This window comes from uncultured Dubosiella sp. (assembly GCF_964018005.1).
Classification (GTDB): domain Bacteria; phylum Bacillota_I; class Bacilli_A; order Erysipelotrichales; family Erysipelotrichaceae; genus Dubosiella; species Dubosiella muris.
Map to the genome: position 1 here is coordinate 1 of NZ_CAXHOA010000004.1, position 19,386 is coordinate 19,386.

Here is a 19,386-nt window from a genome sequence, read left to right on the forward strand (position 1 = left end):
ACTTGCTTCAAGACCTCTTCTCTATTTGTTGTGTCTTTTCTTCAAATTTGTGTCTCCGGTTTTCAAAGATCGAACTTCCGCGCCTCATCAGCGCTCACATAATATATCATGGCGCTTCTTGGCTGTCAATCATTTTTATAAATATTTTTAAATATTTTTTAATGACAGTTTTGTGAGCGGAAAAAAAGCGTCCATCGACGCTTATGCATTCAAACTGGAGCAGGTGATGAGAATCGAACTCACGTAGTCAGCTTGGAAGGCTGAAGTTCTACCATTGAACTACACCTGCAAATAAAAATGGTGACCCGTGGGCGATTCGAACGCCCGACCCTTTGATTAAAAGTCAAATGCTCTACCAGCTGAGCTAACGGGTCACAATATCAATCGCGTCATAGGTCCAGCCCAAGGCGGTTCCGTTGACTGCGTAGTGAATATTAACACGCAAAAAACGCTTTGTCAAACGAAAAAGCCCAATTCTTTTCCCACACTTTTTCACGAAAAAAAAGATCCTTTACAGGATCGGTTCTTTATAAATGGAGCAGGTGATGAGAATCGAACTCACGTAGTCAGCTTGGAAGGCTGAAGTTCTACCATTGAACTACACCTGCAATAGAATGGCTGGGGTATCTGGATTCGAACCAGAGAAATGCAGGAGTCAAAGTCCTGTGCCTTACCGCTTGGCTATACCCCAATAAAAAATGGTGGAGGAAGACAGATTCGAACTGCCGAACCCGAAGGAACTGAGTTACAGTCAGCCGCGTTTAGCCACTTCGCTATTCCTCCACAATGAACAAATGGTGGAGGTTAACGGGCTCGAACCGCTGACCCTCTGCTTGTAAGGCAGACGCTCTCCCAACTGAGCTAAACCTCCATGTCTTGTTCGTGATTACATTGGAAATATTACCAGAGGCTCTTCGGTATGTCAACGAGTTTTTCAAATTTTTTTGAAATTTCTTCACTCCGTGCTTGAATGACAGTTTTGCACACCTTAACCAGGTTTTCGTAATTGATTCGTTTCATCCACAACAGCCGCCGCTCTCCCTGATACAAAAACAAATAAGAATACGCGATTTGTCTTGGTTCGCCAAAAACCACTTTCGTTTTCAACGCTTTCAGCGCTTCGATTTTCTTTTCAGAGCGTTCGCAGTCAAACACGTTCGCATACCACGCCGGCGCCTCGTCTTCCAAAGAATATACGATCACGTGCACATCCAACCAGGCAAACACTTCCTTAAATCCGACGAGTAGTGTAAAATATTTAAATGATTTGTGGCTTGTCAAATCCGAAAGGGTGACGATTAGATCCATTGGATCCAGTTTGATCGGTTCCATTTTCTGTCCTCCGCCTTTTTATTGTATCATAGGTTTTGAACAAGACCGCGTTTTAGCCCGTCTATAGAAAGGAAGTGATCTTTTTGATCCAAATTGGAATTGATCTTGGCGCCAACTCGATCCGCCTGATTTCTTTAAACGATGGAATCATCTTCGACGAGCCTTGTATGATCGCGCTCGACGAGCACAACCACGTTCTCGCCATTGGACGCGAGGCGTTTGAAATGAAAGGACTGGAATCCAATTCCGTCCGGGTCGTTTCCCCTATTTCCAATACCCGAGTCGATATCGCCGCTTTGACGCTGCTTCTCGAACAGCTGTGCGACCAGTTTAAGATTTTTCGTTTTTTCACAAAAACGACCGTGCTGTTTTCGTATCCGACCAGCCTCTCCAACGAAGGCTGCGAGCAAATCAAAAACGCACTGCTCGATTTGGGCGCCAGCAAAGTGTATTATGATCGCGAAATCTGGTTTGCCGCCATTGGCTCCCGCCTCGATCTTTCGCTGCCCGTAGCCAGCTGCGTCATGAATATCGGCTACAGCAACTGTGATATCGCCATCTTTCAGGAAGGCGATATCAAACAGTACAGCCGTGGGCCTTTCGCAGGCATTCAAATCGGACAGCTCATTCGCAACTGGCTGAAAAAGTCCCATAATATAACCGTGACCGAAGCGACACTGGAAGACATCGTGCGAACGCTTGGAACCGTTATTCAGGAAACCGATCCTCTTCACGTCACGATCCAGGGCTCCAACACCCAAACCCACACCTTAACGACAATGACTCTAAGCGGAAACGAGATCGCCTTTTTGCTCGCGCCGCTCGTTAACGATTTGGCGCAATGGATCCTCGGCTTTCTCGCCTCTGTTCCCATCGAAACCCAAAAAGACATCCTGCTTCGCGGCATCGTGTGTTCCGGCGGCTCCATGACATTGACTGGGCTGCCGAAAAAGCTGCAGGAATTGATTGGATGTCCGGTTTATTTGACTGATCATCCGCTGTACACCATCACAAGCGGCCTTGAAATCGTTTTAGACCAGATGGACTGACAAGAAAAAGAAATGAAAATGCAGCAAGATCACTCGCTGCATTTTTCTTTTACGATTGTTCCGTGCCTTCCACCATTTCGGTTTCAGCATCCACCTGGTTTTCCGCCTGCTGGGCGGCGTCGCCTTCCTCATTGACTTGCGCGTCGTTTTTCGGGGCTTCCTGCTCCGGATTTGTTTGCGTTTCCGTCACTTGATCCTCCTGGATCTGCTCTTCTTCCGTCGTCTCGCCTTTGTTGCCGGCCCAGATTGCCGCAACTAGCGCAATCACGATGATCACCACGATCAGCACGGTGATCCATGTCTTTTTATTCTCCATGTTTTGCCTCCGTTTCTCTCCATTGTCCGTCCCTTTGAGGCTTTTCTTGAGCCACTTTCATTATAGTAAGCCCTATCCAAAATCATGCATACAATGCTCAAAAATCGCAATGTTTTCCAGCGTTTCCCCCGTTTTCTTCCATTCTTCCCGGAAAATAAGATATTTAAAAAAAACGAGCGGACATCGTCCGCTCAGAAAGGAAAATATACCCGAGACACAGCTCATGTTCCATGTCTCCGGCGTGCTTACATTATTTGGGATGACTGTAAGCAGATATAAGTATACATGTTTATATTTCGAAAATCTACCCCAGATTTAATTTTGTGACGAGCCAAGAACAAGCTCCACCGTCTGCCGCGAACCATCCCGCTCAATTTCCATCGTCAGCGTATCGCCCGCTTGGTGGCTTCGAACGATTTTCTTCACATCCGCCGCCGAATCAACCGCTTCTTTATCAATCGAAACGATTCGGTCCATGACGCGCAGCCCCGCTTGATCCGCCGCCCCGTTTTCCACGATTTGCGCGATATAAACGCCAGCCGCCCCCTGTCGGGAATCGTCGACTAAACTTACATGCATCGCGGCCCGGTTCGTTACGGCGCCATCGTTCATCAGCTGTTGCGCTACCGCCATCGCCTCGTCGACCGGAATCGCGAATCCAAGCCCCTCGATGCCTTCCGAACTCGTCTTCGCGTTCACGATGCCAATCAAGGAGCCGGACGCGTCAAACAAGCCGCCGCCGGAATTTCCCGGATTCACGGCCGCATCCGTTTGCAGCAGCGTCATCGGTTCCCCGTCGACTTCAATTTCCCGATCCAGCGCCGACAAAATACCAGTCGTTACCGTTCCGCCCAGCGAACCGAGCGGATTGCCGATTGCGATCGTCGTCTGCCCGACTTGAAGATTGGAGGAAGTGCCGATTCGCGCGGCCGGCAGTCCTTGCGCGTCCACTTTCAACACCGCCACGTCGCTGACTTCGTCGCTCCCCACGACGCTTGCTTCATAGGTTTGCCCGGTGGTCGTTTTGACCGCAATGGAAGACGCGCCGGAAATCACGTGATGATTTGTGATGATGTATCCATCCTCGCTTACGATCACGCCGCTTCCCGCTCCTTGCTCAATGGCGTAGCCGGAAAAAACCGGATTGTCCTCTCTTGTTTCGGTTGTGATTTCCACAACGCTTTGCCGGCACGATTCCACGACCGCGCTCAAATCGGTTTCCGGCGAAGCCATCACGCTTTGCGCCGGCGTGGCCGTCGATTCGTCTTGATTTCCGTGTAGCGTCGCATACGCGTAGCCGCCCGCCGCCCCCGACAAGCTTGCGCACACCATGCCCGCGCACACGCCTGCCGCGAGCCACCCCTTTCGTACGCGATGCATCGTATATACTGGTGGTTTCTTGGTTGGTTTCATTTCATTCGCTCCTTCCGTCTTTCTGGAGGCATCGTACCTCGGCATCCTTAAACGGAACTTAAAAAAAAATAAAAAGAACAACCAGAAACAAAAAAAAAGCGTCCTAAGACGCTTTGCTTTACGAACAATGGAGCAGGTGATGAGAATCGAACTCACGTAGTCAGCTTGGAAGGCTGAAGTTCTACCATTGAACTACACCTGCAAATAAAAATGGTGACCCGTGGGCGATTCGAACGCCCGACCCTTTGATTAAAAGTCAAATGCTCTACCAGCTGAGCTAACGGGTCACATGGTGCCGACTATAGGAATTGAACCCACAACCTACTGATTACAAGTCAGTTGCTCTACCAATTGAGCTAAGTCGGCATAAATGGTGGAGGTTAACGGGCTCGAACCGCTGACCCTCTGCTTGTAAGGCAGACGCTCTCCCAACTGAGCTAAACCTCCGTAACGCTCATTTATAATATCCCGAACTTTCGGAAATGTCAACGAATTTTCGAAAAAAATTTCAAACTTTTTTCTCTCAAAAGAAAAGCTACCAAAGGAGGATAAAACCTGGTAGCTTTCGGGAGAGTTGAAGACCCTCGTTGATGGGACAAGGATCTTCGTTGGCTGTAAGGGGCTGTAACGGGTAAGTAAAAAAATATCCGGCTCCCGAAATAAAAAAAGGACCGAGTTGATATCAAAATGATCATCAACCCGGCCTTTTTTGGTATTATTTATGTGTGCCAAAATACCTAGTCCATAGTAACGCACTTCAGCCATCTTTTCAATTCCCTTTGTCATTTGTTTATGATGATTCCATCCCTCGGGATGATATCTCCAGAACCGTGAAGGAAGTCGTAGAGGGAGTCAACGTGTTTAAATATATCGACTTCTCTTCCCGTCATGACTGCGGTTACGATGGTTTGAAATTGCTCCAATGTATCCTTCTAGCTTATACCCTCAAAGGCTACGCTTCTCTTCGCGATCTTGAGGATCTGTGTAAATTCGATATTCGTTTTCAATTCATCATGGATGGCCTCACCCCTTCTTTTATGGCTTTTCAACGCTTCATCGCCAACAATCTTCGGATGTCTTTAGAAGATCTTTTTGTCGAGTTCAATCGTTATTTTGAAGCCCATGACGACATCCATACCGACATCCTTTATATCGACGGCACCAAATTTGAGGCCAACGCCAACAAGATGACTTTCGTATGGATGCGCTCAACGAAGAAGTATCGTCAAAAGCGCTGGGTGAAGATTATGGAACGCATCAAAGCTTTCAATGCATACTGCCAGAAAGAAGCAGTCCCCGTCAAACTTTCGGTATTGAAGGAATTTTCTTTCGAATATCTTGTCGAGATCGTCGACACGATCAAGGGACTCATGAATCAGAGGAAAATCGAGTCAAAACATGGCAAAGGACAAAGAAAACATCCTTTCCAGCGTTTTAAGGAAGGCTTTGAAGAAGACGCGGATAAGATTCTGAAATACTCGATCTACTATCGGCTGGCCGATGGAAGAAACAGTTTTTCCAAAACGGATCCAGGCGCTACGTTCATGCACATGAAATACGATTACTACAATCACACCAATGTGTTCAAGCCCGGATACAATGTCCAGATGGGAAGCAGCAACCGCTATATCCGCCATATCTATGTGTCTAGCGACGCCAATGACCTGAACACCTATATCCCGTTCATGGAAGGATACAATATAGCCTATGGCGACTATCCAACGAAAACACCGGCCGATGCCGGCTATGGAAGCTACGACAATTATTCGTATTGTAAAGAACACCATATCGAGCTTTTCATGAAGTACAACACATATCGAAAAGAGCAGGAAAAGGTCACAGATAAAAACCGGTTCAAAAGCTATCAGATGAAACCGGATGAACAAGGAGAAGTCCTTTGTCCAGCCGGCCACACCTTTACATTCATCAAGGAAACCACGGATAAAAGAGGACGATATGAACGAAAGACCAAACACTATCAAAATGCGCATTGTCCGGATTGTCCGTTAAAAGCGAAATGTACGAAAGCCAAAAAAGGGCGTACTTTGAAAATCACTGAAAAACTGATCGAGTATCAGGAAGAAGTCAAAGCGAACCTGGCTAAGGACGAAGGAAAAGAGCTGATGACGCAACGAAGTGTCCAGGCGGAGGGGATCTTCGGAGAGATCAAGCAGGATTATCAATACGACCGATTCCGCCGTCGAGGAGAAACCGGCGTCAAATTGGAGCTTCTACTTGTATCAATCGGTCATAATCTGCGCCGATATCACAGGAGCAAGTTTCCAAAGAAGAAACAGTGCGAAGCCTGAAACCATAAAATCAATCGAAAAAAGCAGAAAAAGTGATATTTCTTTTTAAGTGCGCCAAAAAATGAGGCGCGCTTTTCTTTTTGGCATAGATTCTGTCATTTTCGAAAGAAGCAAAGAAAAAAAGAGCTGCAACGCTCTAGTGATTTCTAAAAATCACTGATTCGTTACAGCCCCTTTTACTATTTAAACATATTGTTCTAGAGAAATCAAATCATTTTACAAACATCGCATAAGATACACTACGCTTTTTTTGTCTCTTCTTTGATCCACACAATTCCCTCGTAAGGTGTCAGCGTCACCGCTTTTTCAAAAGGTTTAAGCGAATCGTTGCCGATCCATGGCGTGTATCCTTCCTCCAGCAGTGCGTCCGGCCATTCGACGGTTTGCGGCTGCTCGCTGAAATTGCACGCCACAAGCAGCTTTTGTCCCTCGTATTCCCGTGTAAACACGTAGACGTTATCGTCCTCCTCCATGTATTGACGATACGTTCCATACGGAACGACTTTGTTCGTGTGCCGCAAAGCGATTAGACGCTGATAAAAATGGAACACCGAATCTGGATCGGCGATTTCTTGTTTCGCGTTGATCTCGGTATAATTCGGGTTGACGCCGATCCATGGCTCAACCGAAGAAAATCCCGCATACGCTTCGTCGCTCCACTGCATCGGCGTTCTGGCATTGTCGCGCGACAATTTGTAAACGCCCTCCATAAACTCTTCCTCGCGCATCGCGCCGGTTTCCTTTACGAGTTCCCGATAGGCGTTCAAAATCTCGATATCGTGGTACGCGTCGATCGAAGGAAAGCGGACGTTTGTCATCCCCAGCTCCTCGCCCTGGTAAATGTACGGCGTGCCTTGATGCATATGCAAGCAGAGCGCCAGCATTTTCGCGGACTTTTTGCGCCACGCCTTCTTGTCGCTGCCCCAGCGGGAAACGATGCGCGGCTGGTCGTGGTTGTCCCAGTACAACGAGTTCCATCCCCGACCGTCGAGTCCTTCCTGCCACTTTTTGAAGTTGGCTTTCATCTTTTTTAAATCAAAAGGCATCGGTGACCACTTTCCATATTTTCCATGGTCGATGTCCATCATTTCGAACTGGAACACCATATTCAGCTCGTTTTCCTCACTGCCCGCGTAGCGCTGCGCCTCTTCGATCGTCGCTCCGGGCGCTTCGCCAACTGTCACGATATCGTATTTGGACAGCACTTCCTTGTTCATCTCTTTCAAGTACGCGTGCACGCGCGGCCCGTTGCAGCAAAACTCCATCGAATTGCCATACGCTCCACCATGGGTTTCGCCATCCGGAAACGCCTGGTCTTTCGAAATGAGATTGATGACATCCATGCGGAATCCGTCGATTCCCTTATCCAGCCACCAGGTCATCATTTTATAAACCGATTGGCGGACCCGCTCGTTTTCCCAGTTCAAATCGGGCTGCTTTTCCGCGAAAATGTGCAAATACCATTGTCCCGTTTGCTCGTCGTATTTCCACGCCGGGCCGGAAAACGCCGAACCCCAGTTGTTGGGCGCCTGATCCGCCTTTCCATCTTTCCAAATATAGTAGTCGCGATACGGGTTGTCTTTGGATTTTCGGCTTTCAACGAACCATTCGTGCTCGTCCGAGGTGTGGTTGACAACCAGATCCATCACGATTTTCAACCCTTTTTCATGGGCCTCTTTCAGCAAAAGATCAAAGTCCTCCATCGTCCCAAATTCATCCATGATCGCTTGGTAGTCGGAAATGTCATAGCCGTTGTCCGCGTTGGGCGACTGGTATACAGGCGAAAGCCAAAGCACATCGACGCCTAAATCCGCCAAATAGTCAAGCCTTTCCCGGATTCCATTCAAATCACCGATCCCGTCGTCGTTGGAATCGTTAAAGCTCCGTGGATAAATTTGATAAATCACACTTTCTTTCCACCAGGTTTCCATCGGTTTCATCTTTTCTTTTCCTCCATCTTCTCTTTCTCGTTGTTTGATGGCTTTATTGTACCGACTTTCCCTTTTGATTTCTCACACTTTCAAATCCAAAAATCACACGATTTCACCACAGGCAAAAAAAAGCCCGCGTTCGCGGACTTCGATTTTCCTATTTGTTTTTCATGTGCGGGAACAGCAGGACTTCGCGAATCGTTCGCTGGTCCGTCAAAAGCATCACCAGGCGGTCGATTCCCAAGCCGACACCTCCCGTTGGCGGCATGCCGTATTCGAGCGCCTCAACGTAGTCGACATCCATTTCGTTGGCTTCGTCGTCGCCCAGATCGCGCAGCTCGAGCTGTTTTTCGAACCGTTCTCTCTGGTCGATCGGATCGTTTAGTTCCGAGAAGGCGTTCGCGTACTCGTGACCGCAAATAAAGAGCTCATAGCGATCCGTAAAGCGCGGATCCTCGGCGTTCTTTTTCGCCAGTGGCGAGATCTCGATCGGATACTCGTACACGAATGTCGGCTGCTCGATCGTTTCCTCGACATACTTCTCGAAGAAAAGCGAAATGATATGGCCGACGGAATTGTGCTTTTTCTCCAATTCAATGCCATGCTCGGCCGCCAGAGCTTTAGCCTCTTCAAAGCTCATTTCCTGCTTAAAGTCGATGCCTGTTTTCTCCCGGATCGCCTCGCACATCGTGACGCGCTTGAACGGCTCGCCAAAATGCAACATCGTGCCCTGGTACTCCACATCGGTCGTGCCGAGCACTTTTTGCGATACGAACCGGAACAAGCCTTCGATCAAGTCCATCATGCCGTGCAAATCCGAATACGCCACGTACGCTTCCACCGTCGTAAACTCCGGATTGTGGGTCGCGTCCATGCCTTCGTTGCGGAACAGACGGCCAATCTCGTACACGCCTTCCAATCCGCCGACAATGAGTCGCTTCAACGGCAGCTCGGTCGCGATGCGCAAGTAGAACGGCATGTCCAGCGTGTTGTGATGGGTCACAAACGGTCTGGCGGCCGCTCCGCCTAAAATCGGCTGGAGAACCGGTGTTTCCACCTCCATCAAGCCCTGGCCATCCAAATATTCCTGAATGGCGCGGATGATGCGCGGTCTGGTGATGGCGATCTTCTTCGCTTCCGGATTCATGATCAAATCCACATACCGGCGGCGGAACCGTTCTTCCGTATCGGTCAAACCGTGGAATTTTTCCGGCAGCGGCCGCAGCGCTTTGGAAAGATGCGTGTACTCTTTCGCCCGAACCGCCAAATCACCGTGGTCGGTTTTCATGAGCGTGCCCGCGATGCCGACGATATCGCCCAAATCGTTTTTCTTGAAAATCTCGTAGGCGTCGTCGCCAATCGTGTCTTTTCGCACATAAATCTGGATTTGCCCGTCCAAATCCTGAATGTGCATGAAACCGGCTTTTCCCATCCGGCGCTTCGTCATGATCCGGCCGGCGATGGTGACAGGGATTTGCAGCGCCTCCAGCTCTTCTTTGGTTTTTTCCTGATACACCGGAATGATATCCCCTGAACGATGCGTCCGTTTAAACGCCGATCCAAACGGATCCACGCCCATCGCGCGCAGGTCTTCCATCTTCTGCCGGCGGACTTTTTCCTGTTCCGACAGCTTATTTTGAACCGCTTTGTTTTTTTCTGCCATATGATCTCCTTTTCCAATAAAAAAGAGCACTCCAGGGACGAAGTGCTCGCGTTACCACCCTGATTCGCCTTCCGGTTGCCCGGACGGCCTTGTTCCCTTGTGGGAATCCTTTAATGCAGGAATACAGACAGCTCCCGGGTCTTTCTTCCAAAGCCTTTTTCTGCTTTCTTGCACCACCCGAAAGCTCTCTAAAAGATACCGACTTTGTGCCTATCCCGTTCAACGCCTTAACAAGGTTATCCTACAAAATGTCGGTCCATTTGTCAATTTACTTCGTTCGATAAGCGATCGCTTTGGCGCCCGGACCCACATGCGTGCCAATCGCCGCGCCGATTTGCTGGGTATACACGTTCGCAAACGGATAAACATCCAAAATTTCCTCCGTCCACGACGTCAAATCTTCCGTGCCTTCCTGCCCCGTATAGCCAAAGATCGCCGTATTCAAGTCGACCTCGTCTTGCGCCATCAGCCGCCGGACTTCCTGAATCGCCGATTTCTTGCCTCGCGCTTTGGAGAGCACGACGACTTGCCCTTCCTGGACACCAATCAACGGCTTGATTTTCAAAAAGTTGCCCGCGATGGCCGCCGCTTTGGACAACCGGCCGCCCTTCTGCAAGTAATCGAGCGTGTCGACGACCGCGATTACCTTCACCTGGCCGCGCATCGCTTCAAGCGCCTCTTTGATTTGCCGGGCGTTCCAGCCTTTTTCCCGCATCGCGACCGCTTCCAAAATAAGCACCATCAACGGCAAAGTCACTTGCTGGCTGTCCACCACAAAGATGTTGTCACGCTCGCTCATCGACTTCGCCAGGTTCGCGGATTGAAACGTGCCGGACAGTTCTTTGGCGATGGGCAAAACGAGCAGCTCGTCGTTTGGAAATTTTTCATACATCGTCATAAAAGCAGCTGGCGAAGGCTGCGACGTTTTCGGCAGCTGGTCGCTGTTGGCAAGCTTCTCGTACAGCGTGTCGGGATCCATTTCCACCCGGTCAAGCGCCGTCTTTCCTTCGTGTTCAATATGCAATGGTACGATTTCGACTCCAAGTTGTCCGGCTTGCTCCAAGGTCAAGTCGCTTCCGGAATCCACAATGATTTTTACCATGATTTTTCTCCCTTTCGTTTTTCTTGATTGTACTTGGATTAGTTGATTTGTCAACATTTTTTTCCCATCGTCATCTCGCTTCCAAAACAAAAAAAAGATCCGGATGGATCTTCTCTAACGAAACCGATACACAATCAACCGCAGGCCCGGGCCCGTATGCGTGCCAATGAGGGAGCCGATTTGCGAAGTCGTATGCGTGGCGAAGCCATACTTGTTCGCGAGCGGATCGCGAAACGAAACCAGGTCGACGCTACCTTTCGCGCCCGAATAGCCAAAGTAGGCGCGTTCCGGGTCGATGTCGTGGGCGTCGATCAGTTTCTCCACTTCACGAAGAATCGACTTTTTGCCGCGCGCCTTGGAAAACATCACGATTTTTCCGTCTTCCAGTCCAATGATGGGGTGGATGTGCAAAAAATTGCCTGCCATCATGACCGATTTGGAAAGCCGGCCGCCTTTGTATAAATACTCCAGCGTGTCGACGACGGCGATCAGCTGGATGTGCTCTTTCAAATCCTCGATGGCGCGCGCCGCCTCCTGAGCGGTTTTGCCTTCGTCACGCAGCCGAATGGCCTCATCCACAAGAAAGCGCAATCCTTGCGCCGTCTGCAACGTATCCACGACGTAAATATCGTCACGTCCGCTCATTTGTTTCGCCAGCAAGGCGGACTGGTACGTGCCTGACAGCTCTCTTGACATCGGCAGCACGACGATTTCCTGATCCGGATAGCGCTCGTACGCCTCCAAAAACTGTCCCGGAGCCGGCTGTGAGGTTTTCGGAAGTTCCTCGCTTTCGGCAAGCAAGCCGTAAAAGTCGTCTGGTGTCAGCGTCAGCCGGTCCTGAAAATGCTTTCCGGCAAATTCAACATTCAAAGGAACGACCTCGACGCCATCGCGCGTCCATTCCTCCTTTGTCAAATCACTTGTGGAATCTGTGATAAGTTGAAACATTGTATCCTTTCCTTTCATTTCTCTATTTTCTCTATTATAGCGAAAACCTCGAAAAAAGAGGGTTACAATACTTCGCGGATTTTTTCTTCCGGAATCGCGCCTTCGCGCAAAATCACGAACGCGTCGTTCGTGCAGTCCACGATCGTGCTCGCCTGCAAGTCGCGGCACGTTCCCTGGACGATCGCGTCAATGTGGCCCAGCTGGGAAAGAGCGTCCTCGTACGTCAGGGCGGTGGGCTCGCCTGACATGTTGGCGGACGTCACCATGAGCGGACGGCCGATTTGACGGATCACCGCCAAAAGCGGTTCCAGGTCGGGCATCCGCAGCGCGATCGTGTCTTTTCCATTCGTATATGCCGGATCGACGCTGTCTTTGCGCCGTACGACGATCGTAAGGGCGCCGGGCATGAAGGCGTCGATCAGCCGGCGGGTTTTCGGGCTCACGTACGCGACTTGCTCGATTTGCCGCAAGTCGGAAATCATCATCGGAATCGGCTTTTCTTCCGGGCGTCGTTTCGCCTGCTTCAGACGCTCCAAATCGTCCAGGTTTCCGTACGGCACGCCGACCCCATACACCGTATCGGTTGGGAACGCGACGATGCCCCCCTCGTCGAGTCTTTGGACGATGGCGTCCGTGTCCGTCCACGCATAAGTTTTCATCTCAATCCAGGAGCGGATACCCGCCTGCTTGCGCGAGGAAGCTCCTCTCTCTCCTTCCAACGGTATCCCTTCGTTCCTCTTTTCGCGGGTTGTCCCGCTAAATACTTTCAGTATAGCGAAATCATGCTACAATGGACAAGTGAAAGGAGTTCTCCTATGTTTTCTGATACGATTGCCGCGATCTCGACACCGCTTCAGGAAGGGGCGATTTCCATCGTCCGCCTGAGTGGTGACCAAGCCATCGCGATCGCGAATAAAATATTTTCCGTCGACTTGACGCGCAAGCCGTCGCATACGATTACGTATGGGTTTGTGCACGACCAAAACAAGCCTGTCGACGAGGCGCTCGTTTCCGTCTTCCGCGCGCCCAAAACGTACACGCGCGAGGATGTCGTCGAAATCAACTGCCATGGCGGCGTGTTCATCACCCGCAAGATCTTGACGCTGGCTCTTGCCAACGGGGCCCGGCTCGCCAAGCCCGGCGAGTTCACGATGCGCGCGTTTTATCACGGCCGCATCGACCTGTCGCAAGCCGAAGCGGTGGAAGACATGATCGAGGCCGCGAGCGACACGAGCGCGGATATGGCGCTTCAAGGCATACGGGGCAGCGTGCGCCGGCTAATCGAGCCTTTGATTGATGACATCATGGACATTATCGCCAACATCGAAGTGAACATCGACTATCCCGAATACGACGACGTGGAAACGCTGACGTTCGAAAACCTGCTGCCCAAAACCGAAGCGTGGCTCAAAAAAATCGACCGCATCCTGGAACGGGCGCAAAACGGGCAAATCGTCAAGCGCGGCATCGACACCGTCCTTGTCGGCCGGCCCAACGTCGGCAAAAGCTCTTTGCTGAACGCGCTGCTGGAAGAAGACAAAGCCATTGTCACCAGCATTCCGGGCACGACGCGGGACATCGTCGAGGGGCGCATCCATGTCGGGGGCGTCCAGCTCAATTTGATCGACACGGCCGGGCTGCGGCAAGCCGATGACGAAATCGAAAAAATCGGCATCCAAAAATCGAAGCAAAAGCTTGACGAAGCCGATTTGATTCTCGTCGTTTTGGACGCCAGCGCGCCGCTGACCGATGAGGACAAACAGCTGCTCGAGCAAACAAGCGGCCGGCTCCGCCTTGTCGTCTGGAACAAGGCCGATATCTCGAAACCGGGCGAAGGTTTGCGCGTCAGCGCGAAAAACCAGGATATCGAACCGCTGCTGCACGCGTTGAACGAGCTGTACGAGCAAAACATTTTAAACGAGGAACCGCTTCTTTCCAACGAAAGGCAAATTGGTTTGCTCAAATCCGCGCGCGCGGATATGATAAAAGCGAAGCAGGCGATGGAAATGGAAATCGAGCCGGATCTGATCGAGATCGACATTATGGCCGCCCACGACCATCTGAAAGAAATTCTTGGCGACGTTTCGCGCGACGATTTAATCGACACGCTGTTTTCAAAATTTTGCCTTGGAAAATAAAAGAAAGGACCTCTGCACATCATGCATGAATTGATTACCCATCTCGTCGCGGTCATCGCGGGGCTTTCCATCGACTTCATGGAACTGCTCTCGATCGGCATTATCGTATACACGACATTTTTCGCGTTTTACAAGCTTTTGAAAAAGGATCCCAACGCGCGCATTTATTTGCTGCACGGGCAGTCCATCGGACTGACGTTCAAGCTTGGCAGCGAGATTTTACGCACCGTCACCGTCCGCAACATGGACGAGATTTTACAAATCGCGATGCTCATCGTCATCAAAGCCGCCATGACGTGGCTAATTCACTGGGAGCTGAGCGGAATCGAGCAGGAACAGGAATCGAAAAACGGACACACCCGAAAGGTAAAATCCCTTTCGGAACGCGTGCATGAAAAACTGCACCCGGAAACGATTGAAGCCAAAATCGAAGTCGAAAACGAAACAAACAACCATTAAAAAAAGCGAGCCGACTCGCTTTTTTTCTTTTCCATCATCCTTCGAACGTTTCCGCCACCAGCCGCAGGTTTTCAATAATCGGCAAATGTTGCGGACATATGCTTTCGCACTGCCCACACGCGACGCACGCGCTCGCCTTGCCGTGCGTGGCGTGCAATTCGTCATACGCTTTGGACTTTCCGGCGGAAAGCGTTTGTTTGCGCTCGTTGTACAACTTGAAATAGTCCGGAATGCAAATGTGCATCGGACAGCCCGCCACGCAGTATTCGCACGCGGTGCAAGGAATGGCGATCGTTTTTCGAATTTGTTCTCCGGCGCGCAGCACCATGTCCATTTCCGCCTCGCTCAGTGGTTCAAACGCGTCCATGTACGACAAGTTGTCTTCCATTTGTTCCGTGTTCGACATGCCCGAAAGCACCATCCGCACGCCATCGAGCGACGCGGCGAAACGAATCGCCCACGACGCGATGGACCGGTTCGGATCGGCTTCTTTGAATGTCGCCGCCACCTCGTCCGGTACCCGGATCAGACTGCCGCCTTTGACCGGCTCCATGACGACGATTTCCTTTTTGTGTTTTCGAGCCACTTCGTAGCAGCCGCGCGACTGCACGTTGAGCGCCTCCCAATCCAGATAATTGATTTGCAGCTGAACGAAATCGACTTCCGGATGCGCCGTCAAAATCTCGTCGAGTTTTTCGGGCGTGTCGTGGAACGAGAAGCCGAACTCTTTGACTTTTCCTTCTGCTTTCATCGCGGCGGCAAACGCGAACGCGTCGCATTTTTTCGCCGTTTCATACAAGTCGGTCGTCAGGCAGTGAATCAAGTAGTAGTCAAAATAACCGGCGCCTGTTTTTTCCAGCTGCTCGTTAAAATACCGGGCGCAGTCTTCCTTTTCCTTCAAAAGAAACGTGGGCAGCTTGGTGGCCAGCTTGTACGCCTCGCGCGGATACCGGTCCACGAGCGCCGCCTTCACGACGCGTTCACTTTCCCCTTCGTGATATGGATACGCGGTGTCGACATACGTGAAGCCTTGTTCCAGAAACCGGTCGAACATCGCCTCGACTTGCGGCTTGTCGATGGATTTCACGTCGTTTTCATCCAGCAGCGGAAACCGCATGCATCCAAACCCTAGTTTTTTCATAATCTTCCTCCTTGTTCATGGTTTCATTATATCGTATCCTTCCGCTTATTTCGAGTTGAAGCGACTCCACTGTTGACATGTGTTTATCACTGTTATATAGTGTTTATAAGGTGAAACCATGCAATTATTAATCAATACATCGTCCATGACCCCGATTTACGAACAAATCGCCGACCAGATCAAACAGCTGATCAAATCCGGCGATCTCAAGGAGAACGACCCGCTCCCCTCGGTGCGGGCGCTGGCGAAAGATTATAAAATTTCCGCGCTGACGGTAAAAAAAGCGTACGACGTATTGGACGACGAAGGGTTTATTCACACCGTGCACGGCAAAGGCAGCTACGTGGCCGCGATTTCTCTCAACGTCGTGTTGGAGGAACAGCAAAAAGTGCTGGAAGACGAACTGGAGGAGTGGATCTCGAAAGCGCAACGCCTCGGCTTTTCCAAAACCGATCTCGTGACGATGTTTCATTTGCTGATGGAGGAAAAATATGATAAAAGCAAATAAAATCAAAAAGAAGTATCCGGAGTTCGAGCTCGATCTCGACCTGGAAATCAAGGACGACACCATCACCGCGATCCTGGGCACCAACGGCGCGGGCAAAACGACGTTTTTCAAAAGCGTGCTCGGTTTGATCCACATCGACGAAGGCTCGATTTCCATCGATGGTGTGCCGGTCGATTCGCTCAGCCCGCGTGACAAGGAGAACATCGGCGTCGTGTTTCCCGACTCGATCGTCAACGCGTATTTGCCGATCAAGGACGTCCGCCAGATTTTAAAGGCATCCTACACCCGCTTCGACGCGGCGATGTTCGACGAGCTCGTGGACCGCTTCCACCTGCCGAAACAATCGAAAATCAAAAGCTTCTCGACCGGCGAGAAGGCGAAATTCAAGCTGATTTGCGCCTTGACGCACGACGCGAATCTGCTCATCTTGGATGAGCCGACAAGCGGCCTGGACGTCATCGTGCGCGAGGAGCTGCTCGACATGCTACGCGTCTTCATGGAAAAACCGGGCCGCTCCATCGTCATCAGCTCGCACATTTCCTCGGATCTGGAACATTTGTGCGACGAGTTTTACATTTTGCACGAGGGCAAGATCGTCCTGCACGAAACGATGGACGCCCTCGACCAGTACGCCATCCTGAAAATCAAGGACGGCCAGGCGCTGGATGACGCCTACGCTTTGCGCAAGACGAAAACGCCATATGGCTGGGCGGTGCTGACCAACCAGAAACAATATTATATCGACAACTTTCCGCAAATCGTCGTCGAGCCCGCCTCGATGGACGACGTGTTCACGATGGTTGTCCAGGGAGAAACTATATGAAAGGCTTATTGATCAAAGATTTTTATATCGCGATGCAAAACCGCATCTTTCTGTATTTGACAGGCGCCATCGTTGTGGCGATGGTGTTCATGCCGGGTGGCTCGGTGGAGTTCATGATCCCCTACCTGGCGTTCATGCTCGTAACCGACGCGCTGAGCACGATCAGCTACGACGAGTTCGACAACGGCTACAAGGCGCTGTTCACTCTTCCCATCACCCGCAAGCAGTACGTGTGTGAAAAATATCTGCTTATCCTCGGTCTGGGCGCGCTCGTTCCGTTCGCCATCGCTTTGATCGCCGTCGCCCTGGGCGCGCTGAAAGCAGGCGCCCTGGTGTTTATCGCGCTTGTCCTGCTACTTCTTGTCGTGTGCATGGGCGGCTTCGCGCTTCCCTGCTATTTGAAATTCGGCATCGAAAAAGGACGCGTCGTCAACATCGCCATCATCATGGCGACCACGTTTTTAATCGTCACGCTTTCCGATTCCGCCGTGTCCCTGTCGCAAAGCGCCTGGCTTCAAAATCCGCTCGTGCCATGGATCGCCTGCGTGGCCATGGCGCTGATATTGAGCGTTTCCTTTTTGATCTCGGTCAAAATCATGGAACGCAAGGAGCTGTAATGAACCCGTTCCGCGTTTGTCCGAAATGCGGCGCGGCCCCGATGATTCGCGTGCCGAACGATCCGCGCCGCTACGCGAGCGGCAACAATATTTACACGTCGCGCTGGACATTGATCGAGAAGATCCCGGCGATCCGCTACGTATGCGGACAATGCGGGTATGTGGAAAACTGGATCGACGATCCCGGTGGTATTGAAAAAATCAAGAAGGCATTTCAATAAGAAAGGAAAGAAAATGTATGAAAGGACTGTTTGCGAAAGACTTTTCTATTTTAAACCTCCTCCACATCCCGCTCATTCTCGCCCTGCTGACGATCACCGGCTTCTTTTCCATCCTGCCGTGGTTTTCCCTGATGCTGGCGGCGATCGTGACCGGCTGGACGACGAGCACGATCACGACCGACCAGCTGGACAACGGCTGGCCCGCCTTGTTCGTCTTTCCGGTTTCCCGCAAGCAGTACGTACGCGAAAAATACATCCTCGCCCTATTTGGAGCCAACGGGTTTGGCATGCTGGCCGGACTTGGATCGTGTCTAATTTGGCATTTGGACGCCGCCCAAAGCCAAATCGTGTTCGCGGAAGTCTTTGCGCTTTCCGCGTTGCTGACAAGCGTTCTCATTCCCGTCTTGTTTCGGTGGTCCTCCAGCGGCGCCGACAAAGCCGTCTTCATATTGGGGCTCGCCTGCGTGTTCGGGCTCAAGCTGATCCAGCCGGCCAATCCCGTCGTTCCGTTTGTTTTTTCGCCCGGGATCGTCGCGCTGCTCGTGCTCGTCTCGCTTGGCTTGATTGCGGGCTCGTACGCCCTTTCGATTCACATCTTACAAACGAAGGATCTTTGATTCGACGATTTTGGCCACGTCGCCCGGCTCAAATAAATGCCGGGCGGCTTTTTTCGCGGCGGGCAGCGCGTTTCGCGGCGCGAACGAATGCGCCGTCAGCCCAAGCATCCGGACATCGTTTTCCCCGTCCCCGAACACGAACAAATCCTTTGCGGATTCGCCGTGTTTTTTTAAATAGCGCGCGACCATGTTCTTCTTGTCCCACGCTTCGGGCACGATCTCGTCCCAAAACCGGCCGATTCGAATGTAGCGGGTATGGGTGGCGCGTTCCATGGCGGCGACGCGGCGTCCCGTTCCCCAGTAGCCAAGCACCGCGATCTTGTCGATCGTTTCGGGCAGCGTCTGCATGCGGGGATGACGCAGCACATTTCGCACTTTGCGAAGCGGAATGCACCGCATGAGGGGTTCGAGCGGCGAAGGCGTTCGTTCGTGCGCGCCGTTGGCGACGACATACAGCTGCCACGCGTGATGAGCGAGCCGTTTGAGCACGTCTTTGGCCTGGTCTTTCGTCATGGCTGGCTCTTTTACATGCTCCCCGTCCTGAAAGTCGATGAGCTCTCCGCCATTCAGCAGGATGACGGCGCCATTTTGAAACCGTTCCATTTCGAGCGCTTGCACAAACGGCTTGACGCTTTCTAGATCCCGGCCGGTGGCGAGCACGAGACGATGCTTCGTCTGCAGCGCCTTGAAGACGGCGATCGAGTGTTCATCCAGTTTTCCATGGACGAGCAATGTGCCGTCCAGATCCGTTACGACTGTCGCCATAGGGCCTCCTTTCCTTACGCGTTTTTAATCACGA

19 protein-coding genes, 10 tRNA genes and 1 other annotated feature are annotated in these 19,386 nt (G+C 51.2%); of the genes, 9 read left to right on the plus strand and 20 right to left on the minus strand.

Annotated elements, in window-relative coordinates; all coding sequences use genetic code 11:
• Positions 1-215 precede the first annotated feature (215 nt).
• From ABNS49_RS03665 to ABNS49_RS03695, 7 genes are all read right to left on the minus strand, one after another.
• Positions 216-289 (minus strand) — tRNA-Gly (locus ABNS49_RS03665).
• 9 nt (positions 290-298) lie between these two features.
• Positions 299-374 (minus strand) — tRNA-Lys (locus ABNS49_RS03670).
• Between the two features lie 160 nt (positions 375-534).
• A tRNA-Gly gene (locus ABNS49_RS03675) sits at positions 535-608 on the minus strand.
• Between the two features lie 7 nt (positions 609-615).
• A tRNA-Gln gene (locus ABNS49_RS03680) sits at positions 616-691 on the minus strand.
• Positions 692-699: 8 nt separating this feature from the next.
• Positions 700-783 (minus strand) — tRNA-Tyr (locus ABNS49_RS03685).
• A gap of 12 nt (positions 784-795) precedes the next feature.
• Positions 796-871 (minus strand) — tRNA-Val (locus ABNS49_RS03690).
• A gap of 29 nt (positions 872-900) precedes the next feature.
• The gene (locus ABNS49_RS03695) at positions 901-1,332 is read right to left on the minus strand and encodes a hypothetical protein (RefSeq protein ID WP_135979641.1); all 432 of its coding nucleotides are present in this window, start codon (positions 1,330-1,332) and stop codon (positions 901-903) included.
• Between the two features lie 83 nt (positions 1,333-1,415).
• Between ABNS49_RS03695 and ABNS49_RS03700 the strand changes: the two genes are divergently transcribed.
• Positions 1,416-2,381, plus strand: coding sequence for a rod shape-determining protein (locus tag ABNS49_RS03700; RefSeq protein ID WP_168353536.1), 966 nt, complete (start codon positions 1,416-1,418; stop codon positions 2,379-2,381).
• A gap of 49 nt (positions 2,382-2,430) precedes the next feature.
• Here ABNS49_RS03700 and ABNS49_RS03705 read toward each other — a convergent pair whose 3' ends face one another.
• The 6 genes from ABNS49_RS03705 to ABNS49_RS03730 all read right to left on the minus strand — a co-directional run bounded on the left by ABNS49_RS03705 (position 2,431) and on the right by ABNS49_RS03730 (position 4,557).
• On the minus strand, positions 2,431-2,697 hold the full coding sequence (locus tag ABNS49_RS03705; RefSeq protein ID WP_135979643.1) for a hypothetical protein: 267 nt from the start codon (positions 2,695-2,697) through the stop codon (positions 2,431-2,433).
• A 315-nt stretch (positions 2,698-3,012) separates the two neighbouring features.
• On the minus strand, positions 3,013-4,110 hold the full coding sequence (locus ABNS49_RS03710) for a trypsin-like peptidase domain-containing protein (RefSeq protein WP_135979644.1): 1,098 nt from the start codon (positions 4,108-4,110) through the stop codon (positions 3,013-3,015).
• A 128-nt stretch (positions 4,111-4,238) separates the two neighbouring features.
• A tRNA-Gly gene (locus ABNS49_RS03715) sits at positions 4,239-4,312 on the minus strand.
• A gap of 9 nt (positions 4,313-4,321) precedes the next feature.
• Positions 4,322-4,397, minus strand: a tRNA-Lys gene (locus ABNS49_RS03720).
• A 3-nt stretch (positions 4,398-4,400) separates the two neighbouring features.
• A tRNA-Thr gene (locus ABNS49_RS03725) sits at positions 4,401-4,476 on the minus strand.
• Between the two features lie 5 nt (positions 4,477-4,481).
• Positions 4,482-4,557, minus strand: a tRNA-Val gene (locus ABNS49_RS03730).
• 278 nt (positions 4,558-4,835) lie between these two features.
• On the opposite strand from ABNS49_RS03730, the gene ABNS49_RS03735 reads away from it, so the two are divergent.
• On the plus strand, positions 4,836-6,419 hold the full coding sequence (locus tag ABNS49_RS03735) for an IS1182 family transposase (protein WP_135981386.1): 1,584 nt from the start codon (positions 4,836-4,838) through the stop codon (positions 6,417-6,419).
• Between the two features lie 239 nt (positions 6,420-6,658).
• Here ABNS49_RS03735 and ABNS49_RS03740 read toward each other — a convergent pair whose 3' ends face one another.
• From ABNS49_RS03740 to ABNS49_RS03760, 5 genes are all read right to left on the minus strand, one after another.
• Positions 6,659-8,359 carry an alpha-glucosidase gene (locus ABNS49_RS03740; protein WP_277820765.1) on the minus strand — a complete coding sequence of 567 codons (1,701 nt, stop codon included), beginning with the start codon at positions 8,357-8,359 and terminating at the stop codon, positions 6,659-6,661.
• A 148-nt stretch (positions 8,360-8,507) separates the two neighbouring features.
• Complete coding sequence (lysS, locus tag ABNS49_RS03745) at positions 8,508-10,013, minus strand: lysine--tRNA ligase (protein WP_135979645.1); 1,506 nt, start codon at positions 10,011-10,013, stop codon at positions 8,508-8,510.
• Between the two features lie 30 nt (positions 10,014-10,043).
• Positions 10,044-10,245: a binding site (T-box leader), on the minus strand.
• A gap of 36 nt (positions 10,246-10,281) precedes the next feature.
• A complete protein-coding gene (locus ABNS49_RS03750) occupies positions 10,282-11,115 on the minus strand; it encodes a DegV family protein (RefSeq protein WP_168353537.1) in 834 nt (277 codons plus the stop codon).
• A gap of 114 nt (positions 11,116-11,229) precedes the next feature.
• Positions 11,230-12,063, minus strand: a complete 834-nt coding sequence (locus tag ABNS49_RS03755) for a DegV family protein (RefSeq protein WP_288343486.1) — start codon at positions 12,061-12,063, stop codon at positions 11,230-11,232.
• A gap of 62 nt (positions 12,064-12,125) precedes the next feature.
• A complete protein-coding gene (locus ABNS49_RS03760; RefSeq protein WP_135979648.1) occupies positions 12,126-12,722 on the minus strand; it encodes an L-threonylcarbamoyladenylate synthase in 597 nt (198 codons plus the stop codon).
• 156 nt (positions 12,723-12,878) lie between these two features.
• Between ABNS49_RS03760 and mnmE the strand changes: the two genes are divergently transcribed.
• On the plus strand, positions 12,879-14,201 hold the full coding sequence (gene mnmE, locus ABNS49_RS03765; protein WP_135979649.1) for a tRNA uridine-5-carboxymethylaminomethyl(34) synthesis GTPase MnmE: 1,323 nt from the start codon (positions 12,879-12,881) through the stop codon (positions 14,199-14,201).
• 21 nt (positions 14,202-14,222) lie between these two features.
• Positions 14,223-14,660: a DUF1622 domain-containing protein gene (locus tag ABNS49_RS03770; RefSeq protein WP_135979650.1), complete on the plus strand. Its 438-nt coding sequence runs from the start codon at positions 14,223-14,225 to the stop codon at positions 14,658-14,660.
• Between the two features lie 34 nt (positions 14,661-14,694).
• Here the strand turns inward: ABNS49_RS03770 and ABNS49_RS03775 are convergent, their stop codons facing one another.
• A complete protein-coding gene (locus tag ABNS49_RS03775) occupies positions 14,695-15,801 on the minus strand; it encodes an aldo/keto reductase (RefSeq protein ID WP_135979651.1) in 1,107 nt (368 codons plus the stop codon).
• A gap of 118 nt (positions 15,802-15,919) precedes the next feature.
• Between ABNS49_RS03775 and ABNS49_RS03780 the strand changes: the two genes are divergently transcribed.
• Genes ABNS49_RS03780 through ABNS49_RS03800 form a run of 5 tightly spaced genes read left to right on the plus strand, consistent with a single transcriptional unit; the run spans position 15,920 to position 18,587 of the window.
• On the plus strand, positions 15,920-16,309 hold the full coding sequence (locus tag ABNS49_RS03780; RefSeq protein ID WP_135979652.1) for a GntR family transcriptional regulator: 390 nt from the start codon (positions 15,920-15,922) through the stop codon (positions 16,307-16,309).
• Positions 16,293-17,132: an ABC transporter ATP-binding protein gene (locus ABNS49_RS03785; protein ID WP_135979653.1), complete on the plus strand. Its 840-nt coding sequence runs from the start codon at positions 16,293-16,295 to the stop codon at positions 17,130-17,132. The genes ABNS49_RS03780 and ABNS49_RS03785 overlap by 17 nt, the downstream gene beginning before the upstream one ends.
• Positions 17,129-17,749, plus strand: a complete 621-nt coding sequence (locus ABNS49_RS03790) for an ABC-2 transporter permease (RefSeq protein ID WP_135979654.1) — start codon at positions 17,129-17,131, stop codon at positions 17,747-17,749. The genes ABNS49_RS03785 and ABNS49_RS03790 overlap by 4 nt, the downstream gene beginning before the upstream one ends.
• The gene (locus tag ABNS49_RS03795; protein WP_135979655.1) at positions 17,749-17,970 is read left to right on the plus strand and encodes a hypothetical protein; all 222 of its coding nucleotides are present in this window, start codon (positions 17,749-17,751) and stop codon (positions 17,968-17,970) included. Before ABNS49_RS03790 ends, ABNS49_RS03795 begins: the two co-directional genes overlap by 1 nt.
• Positions 17,971-17,987: 17 nt before the next feature.
• Positions 17,988-18,587, plus strand: a complete 600-nt coding sequence (locus ABNS49_RS03800) for an ABC-2 transporter permease (protein WP_135979656.1) — start codon at positions 17,988-17,990, stop codon at positions 18,585-18,587.
• Here ABNS49_RS03800 and ABNS49_RS03805 read toward each other — a convergent pair.
• Positions 18,567-19,352, minus strand: a complete 786-nt coding sequence (locus ABNS49_RS03805) for an HAD family hydrolase (protein WP_135979657.1) — start codon at positions 19,350-19,352, stop codon at positions 18,567-18,569. The genes ABNS49_RS03800 and ABNS49_RS03805 overlap by 21 nt on opposite strands.
• Positions 19,353-19,386: the final 34 nt, after the last annotated feature.